This is a genomic window from Paenibacillus sp. Negev47 (genome assembly GCF_058313655.1).
This window is the reverse complement of the sequence record NZ_CM177754.1, coordinates 1,851,591-1,867,856: the sequence shown is the minus strand read 5'-3', so window position 1 is coordinate 1,867,856 and position 16,266 is coordinate 1,851,591. Positions and strand designations below refer to the sequence as shown.

The window sequence follows — 16,266 nt, the reverse complement described above, 5'->3', positions numbered from 1 at the left end:
GAGGGTTTATGTGCGTGGTGGCGGCCATTCTGCGGCTGTTCCCTCCGGGAACGCCGCATGGCCTTACTGCGAGGCCGGTGTTGCCGGGCGCTTCGCTCCCACGGCGGGCGGCTCTCTCCTTGAGGTCCCTTCGGGCCTCATGGGCGTTCGCCTTGGCGAAACCCGATTGCCGGGTGCTTCGCTCCCCCGGCGGGTGGCTCTCTCCTTGAGGTCCCTTCGGGCCTCATGGGCGTTCGCCCTTTTTTGGACACAAAAAAAGCCCCATCCCTGGAAAGGGACGAGACTTTACTCGCGTTACCACCCTAATTCTGTTCATCACAAACCACATCCAAGCAAGCCTGGGTATGCTCTGTCATCAACAGCGCTTATGCCCCGCTATACTACCGCAGGGTGCCGTTATAACGTACGGCTTACGGTTCGGCTTACACACGGCACTCAAGTACACCGCTTCAGCGTCACTTCTCCGGGGAGATATTCGGCTATAACTCATCCATTGGTTTGCACCAACCACCAACTCTCTGAGGGATGAGATCATAACGTACTGAACCCGTCATGGAATCACTATTCATTATGAATATAGTTATAGCCTCTTTGCAGACAAAAGTCAACCAGGCGACAGACTAATAAATTTCTTTCATCTCCCGCTCACGGTCACGCACTTCCTGCTCCCGGCTCTCCAGCACTTCCCAACCATCCTGAGTCAACAGTTCAAGCTGCGCTTCAACAAGCGTGCGGAAACGTGCACGGTAAATCGATGCCTGCTTTTTCAGTTCTTCCACTTCCAAAGCAATTTTACGCGATTTACCCAGTGATTCGTTCACGATCCGGTCTGCATTTTTCTCTGCTTCCTTCACGATCAACTGCGCTTCTTTCTTGGCATTCCCCTTCACATCATCAGCAGCTTCCTGCGCAATGATGATCGTTTTGCTGAGCGTTTCTTCAATCGTGGAAAAATGATCCAGTTTCTCCTGAACGGACAGCAACTGATTGCTCAGCTCTTTGTTCTCGCGAATGACGCCTTCGTAATCTTTGATGACTTGATCCAGGAATTCATTGACTTCATCCTCGTCATACCCGCGCAAACGTCGGGAAAATTCCTTGTTGTGTATGTCCAGCGGCGTTAATGGCATGCTGTCCACCTCCTGTAAAAGTTCCTTCCCGTTCAGAGAAGGTTGCAGCATATGGGTTCCACCCAAGGGGCCGTATCGTTGATGCCTAACTCATCAACTTATACGGAATGCAGGATCCGAATTGCATCCTCAGACGTTCATTTAAACCTTTGACTTAATGTATATCGGAAACACCGCGTATTTTTTACACCTTTACGTTAAACATTTCGACAAGAAAGCCAATTTTCCTGCAACAGTCTCAGGCAAATTTGCCGATTTTCACTCGACAGCGTCCTTTTTTTGTCATCCCGTCCTGTTCAATAACCTTGAATCGGCCAAATCCCTGAATGGATACGACATCTCCTGCTTTTAACGATTTGGAGGGGTCTTCCTCAACCTTCCAGTTCACACGACAGCGACCGGCTTTGATTGGCACCAGCACCTTACTACGACTAAGCCGATACACATCTGCACAGATTCCATCCAAACGAAGAGAAGCGACCGTAATATCCATCGTCTCCAGTTTGTTCTCTGACCATCGCATCTGATCCAACGGAAGTAACTCTGTGAACACATGTAACCGATGCACCTGATTCAGTTGAAGCGATAAAAAAGCGCCGGTTTCCGCCGCCACCACTGTATGGCAACCGTCCTCCAGCACTTGGATATCTCCGATCTTTCCACGTTTCATCCCAAGCCCGAGCAGGGAACCCATATAGTCCCCATGCTCCAGCTCCGAGATTTTCTGATCATCAGACGTGATACTGAGCACCTGCATCCCCATATCCTCATCATCCAGATACATGTAATCCGGTGCTACCAGCGCACGCTTGCGCTCAGCAGCCTCGTAACCACCATCCAGACGAATCTGAACGTCATTGCGACGATTGGCAAGAGTTTGTAAAATAAAAACCTGTCTTGGGTCAAGAAAGTCAGTTAGCTTCATGTCATGATACTTGCCTGCCCGCTCAACCCAGTCCGAAGCTTTATCTACGAAATCCCGCTCATCATGGCTAAAATGTTCGTAAATTTCACCGCTCATCTATGTCACCCTACCCAACATTATATAAAGTATCGGAGAATGGAGATCAACCCGTTAAGCGCGAGTTGGAGAACGATTAACGCCACAATCGGGGAAATATCCAGCACACCGAACAAAGGTGGTATAAATCGACGGAAAGGTCTTAGATATGGCTCTACTAATTTGCCCAACCATTCACCGATGAAGCTTTCCCGCGCATTGGGAAGCCAAGACATCAATATGTAGACAATGACCATGTAAAAGTAAATCTGGTATAACGTGTACAACACGCTTTCAATCTGATACAAAAGTGGCTCACCTCATTCTGTTATAATCTTGCTCGCTGTCAGCCAGTATTTCCGTAATTGAGCCCTGAATTTCAACCGTATCTGGCGTACAGAGAAAAATGTTTCCGCCGATTTTGGAAATACCGCCACCCAATGCATATACCGTGCCACTCAAAAAATCAATAACGCGCAGCGCTTGGTCCTGGCGAATACGTTGCAAGTTCACCACAACGGTACGATGCGAACGCAGATGGTCGGCAATTTCCTGAGCCTCGTCATAAGAACGAGGTTCATACAGGACAACTTTAACATTTTTCTGGGAATGAATGCTCACCACATTATTCCCCCTTTGGTTTCTACGTTTATCGAGACTGGAGGTTTCAGCTTCCTGCTGTTCAGGTTCATTTTCCTCCTGTGCAGCCATCCGTTCACGTTCCACAATCTCTTCCTCTTCCTGAAGTCCGAGGAAATTCATAAATTTATTCATTACGCCCATCGTGAACCCTCCTCTTTTCCTACAAGAATCGATCCTAGCCGTACCCAGGTTGCCCCTTCTTCAATGGCCACTTCAAAATCATTGGACATCCCCATCGACAGCTCGGTCAATGGCTCTGCTGTGAGGGCTTGTCCATTCAATTGATCTCTCAGCTCACGTAATCCACGAAATACGGGACGCGTCAGTTCCGGATTTTCCTCATGAGGTGCCATGGTCATCAGGCCGACAACCTTGAGATTGTTGAACGAACGAATATCACGCAAAAATGAACTTGCCTGTTCTGGCTGTAAGCCATACTTGCTCTCTTCACCCGAAATATTCACCTGCAAAAACGTTTCCACTTGGATGCCAAGTGAAGCTGCTTTCTTATCCAACTCCTTCGCCAATGACAAACGATCCAGTGAATGTATGTAACGAAACTTGCCAATCACGTCTTTCACCTTGTTCGTCTGCAAATGGCCGATAAAGTGCCAAGTCCCCTGCTGACCAAAAGCTTCCCTTTTGGCCTGTGCATCCTGCCACCGATTTTCTCCAATATGCTCAAGACCATGATCCAGCACCGATCCCGTTGTTTCAAGTGAGACGTACTTCGTGACCGCAATCACATTCACATCATCACGTTGACGGTTACTGCGCCGACATGCATCCTCGATCTTCTGGTTTACCTGTTGTATACGCTCCTCCAATGACACAGAGGGTCACCTCTCTTCCAGCCCAATCCAGCTCGCCATCCGCCCTGTAACACCATTTTCCTTCCGATAGGAGAAAAATAGTTCGGGATGACAACTTGTACACCATGTTGTACATTCGATATGATCCGGCATTATTCCTGCTTTCATCATAATGTGTCGATTACATTCTTTCAAGTTTAACATCGTTTTACCGTTATTCACGGGTCGATATGCTTGTTTAGAAGCAGAATCCTCGTATTTATCATTAACCGGTGAATCCTCAAACCAAACCCGTACATGCTGCATGACCGCCTCATCCACTTCATAACAGCAATCCCCAATGGACGGACCGATGACAGCCCGAATATCCTGTCTGCGGCTTCCATACTCCCGTTCCATCGTCTCCACCATGGATACAGCGATACCCGCGACTGTACCTTTCCAGCCGGCATGAGCAAGACCTACCGCCTGCTGAACCGGGTCATAGAAATAAAGCGGAACACAGTCAGCATAAAAAGAAGTCAGTAGCACGCCTGGCACATTCGTGACCAATCCATCTGTATCCTGTAACGCAGACTGACGATCAAGTAATCCCCTGCTCCGATCTTCAGCTTTAACTACAGCTACATGTTTGCCGTGCACCTGCTCTCCACAGGTCCAGGCTTCCGCTGCAAAGCCAAGCTTCTCGGTTACGAGCCTGCGGTTGTTAAGTACAGCTTCAGGATTATCCCCCACATGATAAGCACAATTGAGGGTAGCATAAGGAACATTTCCGACACCACCATGTCTTGTCGTAAACCCGACCGTTAACTTTTCAAACTGATCTCTCCAAGGCGCAACATATAATAATAACGGGTCAGAACCGAAATCTGAATTTGGGTTCACTGTCCGTTCAAGTAATTCCTTATTCAATACAAATGGTTCCATTCTCTCACCTCACCACTTCCAGTGTACCAAATGAGCCACATTCTGTCTCATTTATATCGTTCGACGCTGATTACGTTCCGATCGTTCAATGCGTTCCACACGTTCTGTGCGGTTATGCTGCTGTTCATCATACAGACGCGCTTCCCGATCACGCTCGTCATACGTGTTTTCCTTAACCTCATCCATCTTCACCAGAATCACATCTGAACCAATCTTCACAATATTTCTCCAGGGAATCACAAGATCCATGCCCCCTCCAAAGAGCCCCATAAAGCGACTATACCCTGGCACTACAATCGCTTCAATTCGTCCCTGCTTCAGATCCAGCTCCAAGTCACTGATCTGCCCCAGACGTTTGCCATCTGTAATGTTAATGACATCCTTTGTCTGAAAGTCCGAGATTTTCATGCCTCTTGCCGCTACTTCGCTTGTATTCACTTTCATTCATTTCCGCCCCCTGTTATTCCTCTTCTGTCCGTTCCTTACCCTTCTATACAATATATGTTTCAGGGGCGAAAAATGTCCTGTTTTTCATTGAATGTGGAAACCGCCAAAAGAAAAAGACGATCAACGGTATACACTCCCCCGATTGATCGTCCTCCTGTCCTTGCTTCGTATTACGACTTTACATGCTTTTGCATCTGCTGTATTGCTGACTTTTCCAGACGTGAGACCTGAGCCTGAGAAATGCCAATTTCATCAGCCACTTCCATCTGGGTTTTCCCTTCGAAAAACCGCATCGACAGAATCATTTTTTCTCGCTGACCAAGGCGATGCATCGCTTCGCGGAGCGCAATTTCCTCGATCCATGACACATCTTTATTTCTGTCATCACTGATCTGATCCATGACGTAGATCGGATCTCCTCCATCATGATAGATCGGTTCGAAGAGCGAAACCGGGTCCTGAATGGCGTCCAATGCAAAAACAACATCTTCCTTCGGCACATTCAGTACTTCCGCAATTTCGAATATCGTCGGTTCCCGGGAATTTTTATTCGTCAGGCTGTCACGGACCTGAAGTGCTTTGTAAGCAATGTCCCTCAAGGAGCGAGATACCCGAATCGGGTTATTATCACGCAGGTATCGACGGATTTCACCGATAATCATCGGCACCGCGTAGGTTGAAAATTTGACATTCTGGGATAAATCAAAATTATCAATGGCTTTCATCAGGCCGATGCAACCAACCTGGAACAGATCATCGACAAACTCCCCCCGATTGTTAAAACGCTGAATGACACTAAGTACCAAACGCAGGTTGCCATTCACTAATTTCTCTCTTGCTGAGCGATCATGGTGTTGCTGAAGGGAATGAAACAATTCCCGCATTTCAGTGTTGGTGAGGACAGGCAATTTTGCGGTGTCCACGCCACAAATCTCGACTTTGTTTCGGGTCATCGTGATTTACCTCCCAAGGAGAAACATTAATGTACATTATCTCCGGGGCAGGCTTTTTTATTCGTACTTGGCACCCTTGCCAGTAATACCCATTCTGATCAACGATGTATTTCAGACCATTTTATTGAACTCCTTGCGGAGTCTTTTAATGATTCTTTTTTCGAGACGAGAGATGTAGGATTGGGAGATTCCAAGTAGATCCGCTACATCTTTTTGGGTCTTTTCTTCCCCATCCGTCAAGCCAAAACGAAGCTCCATAATCATTCGCTCGCGCTCCGTTAATTTTTCCAGTGCCTTATGCAACAGTTTGCGGTCTACCTGCTCTTCAATATTCCGATAGATTGTATCGTTTTCTGTACCCAGTACATCGGATAATAATAGTTCATTTCCATCCCAATCAATGTTGAGCGGTTCATCAAAAGAAACTTCAGTTCGGATCTTGCTATTGCGTCGCAGATACATCAAAATTTCATTTTCGATACAACGTGAAGCATATGTTGCCAGTTTGATTTTCTTTTCCGGGTCGAATGTATTGACTGCCTTAATCAATCCGATGGCTCCAATGGAAACCAGATCCTCAATATTGATACCTGTATTCTCGAATTTACGTGCGATGTATACAACCAGACGAAGGTTACGCTCAATCAGCATCGCGCGAATAGCCGAGTCTCCGGATGATAATTTCTGCAGCAAAAATTCTTCTTCTTCCCGTGTCAATGGCGGCGGAAGTGCCTCACTTCCCCCAATATAATAAATCTCTTCACTTTTGAGTCCCAACAAAAATAACAGACGATAATATTGCAGCTGCGCCACCAGTTTCCATTTCACAAGCATGTACGTTCCTCCTATACCACATTCAGCGGCTTTTCTGTTGCTCCCGCAGAGAGAGCCGTAGACTGCGCAGAAGCAGCGTCTTGCACAAGTTCAGGATGAATCACGGCCTGGTATTTGCCATCCGACGACAAAACACCTCCATCCAGCCCAATTAATACCCTTGTCGTCTCATAGCATGTTTCCTCCATCGTTACCTTCACCCGGTCCGGCTTCATCGCCAGCATAAACGCAGTCCCTTTGTTAATGCCCCGATAGGGCACAAGCCGCAGTCGATCCTGCCACTGAAAACTCTCTTGATCAAGCTCCATAATAAGGTTGTCCGGCGCCTCGTCCTTGAGCCTGCCCTTCCATGAAGCAGGTAACATGTCTTGCCATAACGAAATCTCCATCACCATGACCGGCATACGTGTTAAGGGATCAGTGAGCTGATTGCCCGTATCCAGAAGGCCTGTACAAGAAATCACTACCTCATCGATGCAGACCTCGACTTTACCCAAATAGGTCGTCATGCGATCCGTTTTCCGTTTTGAGCTCTGCACAGCTTTGAATAAAAACAGGACAGCAAAAAATACAATAAACGTGAACCAGAAGGCAATCTTCAGATCAAATGACATTCCACCTGAAGCCGTAAACCAAATGCCGTTAAACAGCTCTCCGGAGCTCTGAAGCATGTAATGCACACCCAGAATACCTCCGGCAGCGACAAAATTAATGACATAAAAGGTACCGAGCGTTCTCGCAAAAGCCTGCAGACCCTTAAAACCAAAAGCGATACTGAGCATAACCAGAGAGAATCCAAACTTGATCAAAAAGGTGAACATAAAATCAAACTCCGGCACAAACATCATGACTACGTATAATGCGCCCACAATGGCTGATAGCAACCATCTCCACCAGACCAGCTTCGTTTTGCGCATCCAGGCGGTCAGTCCGATGAGAGCACCGTCAATACACAGGTTTGTCAAAAAAATAAGATCCACATAAACAACCAAACTCTTCACCTACCTGCAACCAACATATCGAAATAGTGATATTCCGATATTCATGAGCATATTCACAAGTATACGGAGCCCCCTGTTCAAAGTCTGTCTAATCATGGGGGTGTGTTTCCAACTTTTTTTGTCGGAATTGCGCAGACCTGATGTTCAGAATTTGTTCATTGCTATATGCTAAGATATCTAAAGAACATAAAAAAACCCGGTTAACTCCATCAGGAGCACCGGGTTTTCGATAAATCGAAATGAGTATTAATCGTTGTTATTATTGCGTGAACGATTGCGTAAAAATGTCGGAATATCCAGCTGATCATTGCTCGGCTGATTTCCAAACGGACGCAGGTTCGGCGAACGCGTATCCGTTGTCTCCGTTGTTGCTGGAGCTGGTTTACGTCCTGGTGGTGGTGAAGCAGGTTTGTCTTCAAAACCTGTTGCGATAACCGTAACCTTAATCTCTTCTTTGAGATCTTCATCAATGATGGCACCAAAGATCATATTCACTTCCGGATCAGAAGCAGAAGTAACAATCTCTGCAGCTTCATTAACTTCATAGAGAGACAGGTTCATGCCACCCGTAATGTTCATAATGACACCACGCGCACCTTCAATTGAAGTTTCCAGCAAAGGACTCATGATGGCTTTACGAGCTGCTTCAGCTGCACGGTTCTCACCAGTTGCTTCACCAATACCCATCAGCGCTGAACCTCGCTCGGTCATGATTGTTTTTACGTCTGCAAAGTCGAGGTTGATTAGACCCGGTACTGCGATCAAATCAGAGATACCTTGTACTGCTTGACGAAGTACATTATCCGCTTGACGGAATGCTTCAAGCATAGGTGTCTTTTTGTCTACGATTTCGAGCAAACGATCATTAGGAATCACGATCAGTGTGTCGACTTTTTCCTTGAGGGCTTCAATACCTTGCTCTGCATGGCTGGAACGCTTGCGTCCTTCGAATGTAAATGGACGAGTTACGACACCAACTGTAAGTGCACCACACTCTTTAGCGATTTCGGCAATAACCGGAGCCGCACCTGTACCTGTACCACCACCCATACCGGCTGTAACAAATACCATGTCTGCACCTTTCAACGTGTTCATGATCAGATCGCGGGACTCTTCCGCTGCTTTTTTACCTACATCCGGGTTGGCGCCAGCGCCAAGACCACGAGTCAATTTATCACCGATTTGCAATTTATGCTCGGATTTCGCCAGGTGTAACGCCTGCGCATCCGTATTTACCGTAATAAATTCAACACCTTGTACACCATTTTCAATCATACGGTTGACTGCATTGCTTCCGCCGCCGCCTACACCGATGACTTTAATTTGAGCCAAGCTCTCCATCTCGAAATCAAATTCCAACATATTATTCCATCTCCCCCTCAATGTGCATGGATGGCCCGTCCAATTTTTGATTTGAACCGAATCAATTTCATATATCGACGAACGAAAGCGTTTATTTTAGTACCAGCGCATTCAGACGGCTTCAAGAATGTATGAAATGGATCCAACCTGTTATATAAATTCACTGAACATATTCTTCAGCCGTTCGAACAGACCAGGTTTTTGCTCCGATTCCTGTGCCGCATTCGGCTTCGGACGGTTGGTCGGTTTCTTGTTGTTATTATTATTGTTATTTCCACTGCCGTTGTTGATCGAGGGACGAATACGCAAACTGCGAATTACACTGTGCAATATGCCGACTCCACTTGTATAACCAGGGTCACGCACACCAATATAATCCGGAACTGCAACTCGTACCGAAGCAGCAAGCTCATGCTGAGCGACCTGCAGAACCCCCGGCATAGAGACCGTACCTCCCGTTAGTATATAACCTCCAGGAAGCTCGTTGTAACCAAGGCGCTTCACTTCTTGAGATATCATCTGGAATATTTCCTGAACCCTAGGTTCAATAATAGCCGCCAGATCCTCCTGTGAGAATTCCTTGTCTACATTACTGCCGATTCGGGTTACCTTGAACATCACATCCGCAGCAGCATCATCCAACCAGGCACAACCATACTTCAGTTTCACCTTCTCCGCCTGATCCGTTAACGTGCGTAAGCCATAGGCGATATCATTCGTTACAAATTCCCCGCCAATAGGCAACGTTGATGTTGCGACAAGACTGTCTTCTTCAAAAATGGCGATGGTTGTTGCACCTGCTCCAATATCCACAAGTACTGAACCCATCGTTTTTTCATCTTTGGACAAAGCCAGTTGACCCGCTCCAAGCGACATGAGTACCAGATCGCTTACTTTCAGACCCGCTTTTTCCACGCAGCGCAAAAGATTATGTATCGCGGTTTTTGCACCCGTAATGATTGTCGCTTCAACTTCCAGACGAACACCAATCATACCACGGGGGTCCTGTATGCCCTCCAAGCCATCTACAACATATTGCTTGGCGACAACATCAATAATTTCCCGTTCCGGCGGAACTGCAATCACTTCGGCTGCTTTCAACACCCGCTCCATGTCTTCTTCTCCGATTTCACGATCCTCGTTAGACACAGCCACGACGCCGTGACTGCTCATCAGTCCGATATGATTTCCCGAGATTCCAACATACACTTCGGATATTTGAATACCTACCATACGTTCTGCATGATCCACTGCGTTGCGGATCGACTGCACCGTCTGATCGATATCTACGATTACACCTTTGCGAATTCCTTCCGAGTCGGCAGATCCAACTCCTATAATATTAAAGGTTCCATTATTCATTTCACCAATAATAGCGCGAATTTTGGATGTACCGATGTCCAAACTAACAATGATGTCATTGTTGCTCAAGTCTGTGGCACCTCCTGACTCCAATAGTAAATTACGTTCGGGTTTAAACACTCTTAAAACATATTCAACACACTTCAGGCTTTCCCTCTTTTTTCTACAATGTTTTTAGGTGTCAAAATCTGGTTGCGAGACATAAAACATTGAAGAAAAAAGAAGGAGGCAACTCATGTGCCATAAGTTCAAGTGTATCATTTTTTCTTCATCTCAGAAAGAACAAGTTTCATTGCTTTGACGGGGCCAAACCCCGACCTGCCTAGGCTTTCATAATCAATTCGGCCTCATGATGGCAAAGATCAGGGGGTTGCTCCCAGTTCAGCATCATCTTCCGGGTCATCCGGGATGAAAGGTACATAGGTATCTGCCTCAAGCATGGTAATTTTTCCAGGCCGTTCGGTCTCGATCACCTGATTCAGATACTCCACTTTATCGGATAAAAGAGAGACGGTTGTAATCACTTCAAACTGTGATTTGGTATACATCCGGATCTGGTCCGGAAATGAAGGCGTAGGATTCGGGATAATCTCCGAAATATCCGTCGTCAATTCATTCGGAATTTTAGCCAGCGTCTCACTCAGTTTGGCTTTGAGCGGATCATTAGCTTTCCATTGGGTCAATATCGGCTTCTCTACCGCAACACCGATCGTTGCCGGGACCGTCAAGCTTGTCCCACTAGCCAGTATCGCTTTTAGCGTACCATCCGTATCAAGTTCGTACGCCACCGTGGCATATTCCTGAACTTTAATATGAATGATGCCCGGAAATTGCTTGTCCACGGTAACGGTCGAAATCGCCTTGATTGTCTTAAGACGCTCAATAACCTCGGCAGTAGTTGTCCCAAAAAATTGATCGCCTTCTCTCAGACCACTTTTCTCCAGCAGTTCTGGAGTCGCTGTGTATACATTACCCGTAATTTCAATTGCTGAAATCCGACTCATGGAAGAACGAAAGAATAATACAGCGAGCAATACAATAAAAAGTAATAACAGAATAATTACAATTTTGCGGCTTGTGTTTCCTTTTGGCCGGTTCTTCTTCAAAACCGGAATTTGACTTTTAGGCATAAGTAGCGCTCCACAAAGCCTCAGGTCCCCTCCCTTCAAGAAGGGGACGCCAAGGACGTTAATTGGCAAAATCCAACTGTTTCGAAACGGGCGACTGTCGCTCAACCGATGCTCCAAGACTCTGGAACAACTTCTCGATCTGGTCGTACCCCCGGTCAATATGATGCACTTGCTCCACAACCGTTTTGCCTTGAGCTGCCAGGCCTGCGATAACGAGAGCTGCACCTGCGCGAAGATCGGTTGCTTCTACTGTAGCCCCGTAGAGACGGGGAACACCACGGATAAATGCTGCGTTCAGATCGACTGAAATATCAGCCCCCATTACATTCAGCTCATCCACATGTTTGAACCGGCCCTCAAATACCGTTTCCTTCATCACACTGAATCCGTCTGCCAGACTGAGCAGCACCATGATTTGCGATTGCAGATCTGTCGGAAACGAAGGGTACGGAGAAGTCACAATACGGTCCACTGATTTGGGACGGCTCATACAGCTCACCGTCATTATATCATTGCAGACTGTGATTTGAACACCAGTGCGCTTCAACACATGTATAAGTGAAGTAAGATGAGCAGGATTGCAGTGTGTAAGCGTAACATTGCCTCGCGTTGCCGCGGCTGCAATCATCACGGTTCCAGCAACGATTCGATCCGGTATAATCTCATACGAACAAGGCTTCAGTTTCTCAACGCCATTAATCGTGATCGTATCCGTTCCTGCACCAATGATGCTTGCACCCATAGCATTAAGGAAATGCTGCAGATCCTGTATTTCAGGTTCTCTTGCCGCGTTGCAAATGGTTGTTGTACCTTTAGCCATAACGGCTGCCATCATGATATTCTCGGTCGCTCCCACACTCGGGAAATCCAAATGAATATCTGTACCCACCAGATTCTTCCCATGACAGATAATCTGTTGGTCCTGCTCTTCAATCAAAGCTCCGAGCGCTTCCAGGCCCCGGAGGTGAAGATCAATTTTGCGTTCTCCAATGGCACAGCCCCCTGGCTGGTACACCGACACTTGCCCAAACTTAGCCAGCAATGGTCCCATCAAAAAAATGGAAGAGCGCATCTGCTTCATTAGATCTTCTGGCACATCATATGACCGGATAGACGAGGTATTAATCGTCACTGTTCCCTGTTCATGCCGACACGTGCATCCAAGCCGTTCCAGGATATACAGCATCACTTCAATGTCCAGCAAGTGTGGAACGTTATGCAGCGTAACTTCTCCATCTGCCAACAAACTTGCGGCCATAATCGGTAAAGCGGCATTTTTTGCTCCATGGATGCGTATGGATCCTGAGAGGGGTTTCCCGCCTTCAATCACCAATTTGTCCAATGTATCACCTCCGGGGTTTACCGCTCACCCACTACGAAGACTTCCGGTACCAGGTTAATACCGTTTTGAGATGATATAGTGCTCTGAATTTGCTGCATTAGGGTGATAACGTCCTCTGCTGTTGCTTGGCCTGTATTGACAATGAAATTGGCATGCATGGAGGATACCTGTGCGCCTCCCTGAGTCAATCCTTTCAGCCCTGCTGCTTCAATCAGGCGGGCTGCATGATCACCCGGGGGATTACGGAATACACTGCCTGCACATGCCATCTGTAGTGGCTGTGTGCGGCGCCGGCGATCTTTGTAAGCCGCCATGGCTTCCGAAATGACTTTGCGCTCTCCCTGCTGAAGTTCAAATGTAGCTTCCAGCACGATGCCTCTCCGGTCATGCAGAACAGAGTGGCGGTAGGCAAAATCCATGTCCTCCTTGCTGTAACGTACCAATTCCCCTGTCTCCAGTACAATCTCAGCGAATTTGAATATCCGTGACACATCCGATCCATGGGCACCTGCATTCATGTACACGGCTCCACCGACAGTGCCGGGGATACCGCTGCCGAATTCCAGACCAGTCCATTCCTTTTTGGCAGCAACCACACTGAGTTTGACAAAAGAATGCGCCGCGCCGGCGGTTACGCTGCCCTTGTGAAATTCGGCATAATCAAAGCCTGCGCCTGGTTTCACTACAACACCACGTATTCCTTTGTCTGATACCAGCATGTTTGAACCCCGTCCCAGTTGCATCCACGGAATCTGAACCTTGTGAAGCCATTGAACGAGATTCATCATCTGCTCTTTATTCTCCGGAATGACCAGTGCATCCGCAGGACCGCCGATCTTCCATGTGGTGTATTTGGCTAGCGATTCGTTTTCAAGAACTCTGCCAACATTAATCTGGGATAGGTGCGATATCCACTGGTGCATGTTTGATTCCTCCTTTGCTTCAAAACCGATGAACACGATATGTTCTGTTGCTACAGACCGTGTTCTGGCGCCATGGAACGATGATCACGATTTATACGGTATCTTATGTCAGTCCCGTCATGTGTGTGACAATCGCCCACAAACGCACTTCACCGGCGTGCAGCAAGACGTTGAATTTCACTTACAAGCACTTCAGCTGCATCGGGTTTCCCCAGTTTACGGGAGGCTTCAGCCATTCGTTTGCGACCCAATTCATCATTCATAATACCTGCGATGGCTTCGTACAGTACTTTGCCTGTAAGATCCTTCTCCAGCATCGTGAGTGACGCGCCTCCACCTTCAAGCGTGCGTGCATTGGCCTCCTGATGATTGTTGGTCACGTTGGGTGAAGGAATCAGAATAGAAGGAATACCCAGTGATGTAATCTCCGCAAGGAATGATGCCCCTGCGCGGTTTACAATCAAGGATGTGCAGGCAAGTACCTCAGGCATGTTATGTACATAAGGCAAAACATGCAGATGGTTTGGCATTGTCCCGAGTGAGCTACGAATGGCTTCACGCGTTTCATCAAAATAGGTATCCCCTGTCACGTAAACCACATGTACATCATCCAGTTGTTCCAGCATTGGAGCCATGTCCACCATGGCCTGATTGATTGCTTTTGCTCCGCGACTGCCACCAACCACAAGAACAACACGGCTGTTCATCGGTACACCTAGCGTGGCAAAACCACGATCACGGCTTGCCTGAGCTACCGTAGTGGCTCGTGGATTACCGGTGTAGATCACCTTTTTCGCACCGGAAAACGATTTTTCAGAACCTTCAAAGCTAACTGCAACCGTGTCCACATAACGCATCAAAAATTTGTTAGTGAGACCAGGAATAGCGTTCTGTTCATGAATTATACTCGGAATCCCCAGTTTTGTTGCTGCATACACCACAGGCCCGCACACATATCCACCCGTACCAATCACAACATCCGGTTTGAATTCCTTCAGCATTTTTTTAGATTTGCGTACACCCTGAATGAAACGCATGACCGTTTTCAGGTTGTCGATGGACAATTTACGCCGAAAACCAGTAATATCAATGGATTTAAAAGGAATATTTTCCTGGGGAACCAGTTTGCTTTCCAGCCCTCTGGTTCCTCCAATATATAGAAATGTCGAGTCCGGGTTCTCCGCCTCGCATTGTCTTGCTATGGCAACGGCCGGATAGATATGTCCACCCGTACCGCCGCCGCTAAGAACGACTCGCATCGCATAGTCACCTCGCATAACGGGATAAGTTCACTAAAATGCCCAGTGCTGTGAGCATGAGGGTTAATGATGATCCGCCGTAGCTGATCAAAGGTAAGGTAATGCCCGTCACAGGCATCATTCCAATAACAACACCAATGTTAATGATGACCTGTACGGCGACCATTCCTACAATACCAACACCAAGCAGACTGCCAAAGGCATCCGGGACGGTCATTGCTACACGCATTCCTCTCCACACGAGCACCAGAAACAACAATAAGACAATCATTCCACCTATAAAGCCGAGTTCTTCGGCCAAGATACTAAAAATAAAGTCCGTCTGCGGTTCGGGTACATAACTGTATTTCTGTCGGCTCATTCCTAGTCCAAGTCCCGCAAGTCCACCCGGACCAATCGCATATAACGATTGAATAATCTGATAACCGGCACCCAGCGGATCAGACCAAGGGTCCAAAAACGCTGTGATACGCTGCAACCGATAGGGAGCTGCCGCGATTAACGCTGCAAACCCGGCTACGCCACCGAGAGCAAGCAAGCATAGATGCTTCATTCGTGCTCCGGCTGTGAAAATAATAAGCATGGATGCACCCATCATCACGGTGCCTGTCCCCAAATCAGGCTGTAGCATAATAATACCAAAAGCCAACCCGATCAATCCAAGCGGTGGCATTAGCCCCGTTGTGAAGGTTTTGATTTTGCCAGGTTCCTTGCTCAACCAGTGAGCGAGAAACAGAATCATGCCCAGCTTCATGAATTCTGATGGCTGGATACCGAACGAACCTATGCCCAGCCAACTTCGTGCGCCGCCACGAACTACACCGATTCCAGGAATTAGAACCGCAATAAGCATAATAAAACAGGCAATTAATATTGGCTTCGCATACTTCCTCCAGACCCGGTAATCTACATTAGCGGTTACGAACATGGCCACAAGCCCAAGCACTGCAAACAAAGCCTGTCTTTTTACAAAATAAAATGAATCGCCATAGTCATGAAAGGCAAGCACCGAGCCCGCACTATATACCATAATAATGCCGATGGCAAGCAATGCCAAAATACAAATCAGCAACCAAATATCTGGTGCCGGTCGCGTCTGTTTCATCAGGAGGCCACCCCTTGCATGGAAGTAGGGGCTTTTC

The 16,266-nt window shown here is 47.3% G+C and carries 17 protein-coding genes and 1 other annotated feature; all 17 genes read right to left on the bottom strand.

Annotated features, from left to right (window positions below):
- Positions 1-270: 270 nt before the first annotated feature.
- Positions 271-563 (bottom strand) — a binding site (T-box leader).
- A 57-nt stretch (positions 564-620) separates the two neighbouring features.
- Positions 621-1,130, bottom strand: coding sequence for a DivIVA domain-containing protein (locus tag AC4G47_RS08570; RefSeq protein WP_017687316.1), 510 nt, complete (start codon positions 1,128-1,130; stop codon positions 621-623).
- 238 nt (positions 1,131-1,368) lie between these two features.
- Positions 1,369-2,151 carry a YlmH family RNA-binding protein gene (locus AC4G47_RS08565; RefSeq protein ID WP_145323158.1) on the bottom strand — a complete coding sequence of 261 codons (783 nt, stop codon included), beginning with the start codon at positions 2,149-2,151 and terminating at the stop codon, positions 1,369-1,371.
- A gap of 20 nt (positions 2,152-2,171) precedes the next feature.
- Positions 2,172-2,438 carry a YggT family protein gene (locus AC4G47_RS08560; RefSeq protein ID WP_440131282.1) on the bottom strand — a complete coding sequence of 89 codons (267 nt, stop codon included), beginning with the start codon at positions 2,436-2,438 and terminating at the stop codon, positions 2,172-2,174.
- A gap of 7 nt (positions 2,439-2,445) precedes the next feature.
- A complete protein-coding gene (locus AC4G47_RS08555; RefSeq protein ID WP_062835447.1) occupies positions 2,446-2,913 on the bottom strand; it encodes a cell division protein SepF in 468 nt (155 codons plus the stop codon).
- Positions 2,904-3,605, bottom strand: coding sequence for a YggS family pyridoxal phosphate-dependent enzyme (locus AC4G47_RS08550; RefSeq protein ID WP_491105715.1), 702 nt, complete (start codon positions 3,603-3,605; stop codon positions 2,904-2,906). The genes AC4G47_RS08555 and AC4G47_RS08550 overlap by 10 nt, the downstream gene beginning before the upstream one ends.
- Positions 3,606-3,611: 6 nt before the next feature.
- Positions 3,612-4,511 carry a peptidoglycan editing factor PgeF gene (pgeF, locus tag AC4G47_RS08545; protein ID WP_491105714.1) on the bottom strand — a complete coding sequence of 300 codons (900 nt, stop codon included), beginning with the start codon at positions 4,509-4,511 and terminating at the stop codon, positions 3,612-3,614.
- Positions 4,512-4,562: 51 nt separating this feature from the next.
- Positions 4,563-4,955, bottom strand: coding sequence for a YlmC/YmxH family sporulation protein (locus AC4G47_RS08540; protein WP_427463898.1), 393 nt, complete (start codon positions 4,953-4,955; stop codon positions 4,563-4,565).
- Between the two features lie 173 nt (positions 4,956-5,128).
- Positions 5,129-5,911 carry an RNA polymerase sporulation sigma factor SigG gene (gene sigG / locus AC4G47_RS08535; protein WP_017687309.1) on the bottom strand — a complete coding sequence of 261 codons (783 nt, stop codon included), beginning with the start codon at positions 5,909-5,911 and terminating at the stop codon, positions 5,129-5,131.
- A 111-nt stretch (positions 5,912-6,022) separates the two neighbouring features.
- Positions 6,023-6,745: an RNA polymerase sporulation sigma factor SigE gene (gene sigE / locus AC4G47_RS08530; protein ID WP_017687308.1), complete on the bottom strand. Its 723-nt coding sequence runs from the start codon at positions 6,743-6,745 to the stop codon at positions 6,023-6,025.
- An 11-nt stretch (positions 6,746-6,756) separates the two neighbouring features.
- On the bottom strand, positions 6,757-7,737 hold the full coding sequence (gene spoIIGA / locus AC4G47_RS08525; protein WP_491106668.1) for a sigma-E processing peptidase SpoIIGA: 981 nt from the start codon (positions 7,735-7,737) through the stop codon (positions 6,757-6,759).
- Between the two features lie 255 nt (positions 7,738-7,992).
- A complete protein-coding gene (ftsZ, locus tag AC4G47_RS08520) occupies positions 7,993-9,108 on the bottom strand; it encodes a cell division protein FtsZ (RefSeq protein ID WP_145323164.1) in 1,116 nt (371 codons plus the stop codon).
- Positions 9,109-9,258: 150 nt separating this feature from the next.
- Positions 9,259-10,539 (bottom strand): cell division protein FtsA, encoded by a 1,281-nt coding sequence (gene ftsA, locus AC4G47_RS08515; RefSeq protein ID WP_491105713.1) that lies wholly within the window; start codon positions 10,537-10,539, stop codon positions 9,259-9,261.
- Between the two features lie 293 nt (positions 10,540-10,832).
- A complete protein-coding gene (locus AC4G47_RS08510; RefSeq protein WP_491105712.1) occupies positions 10,833-11,600 on the bottom strand; it encodes a cell division protein FtsQ/DivIB in 768 nt (255 codons plus the stop codon).
- A gap of 58 nt (positions 11,601-11,658) precedes the next feature.
- Complete coding sequence (gene murA, locus AC4G47_RS08505; protein WP_145323170.1) at positions 11,659-12,942, bottom strand: UDP-N-acetylglucosamine 1-carboxyvinyltransferase; 1,284 nt, start codon at positions 12,940-12,942, stop codon at positions 11,659-11,661.
- Positions 12,943-12,959: 17 nt separating this feature from the next.
- The gene (gene murB, locus AC4G47_RS08500; RefSeq protein ID WP_491105711.1) at positions 12,960-13,865 is read right to left on the bottom strand and encodes a UDP-N-acetylmuramate dehydrogenase; all 906 of its coding nucleotides are present in this window, start codon (positions 13,863-13,865) and stop codon (positions 12,960-12,962) included.
- Between the two features lie 149 nt (positions 13,866-14,014).
- Positions 14,015-15,124, bottom strand: a complete 1,110-nt coding sequence (gene murG, locus AC4G47_RS08495) for an undecaprenyldiphospho-muramoylpentapeptide beta-N-acetylglucosaminyltransferase (RefSeq protein ID WP_145323174.1) — start codon at positions 15,122-15,124, stop codon at positions 14,015-14,017.
- 7 nt (positions 15,125-15,131) lie between these two features.
- Positions 15,132-16,229: a stage V sporulation protein E gene (gene spoVE / locus AC4G47_RS08490; RefSeq protein ID WP_458123427.1), complete on the bottom strand. Its 1,098-nt coding sequence runs from the start codon at positions 16,227-16,229 to the stop codon at positions 15,132-15,134.
- Between the last annotated feature and the right edge of the window lie 37 nt (positions 16,230-16,266).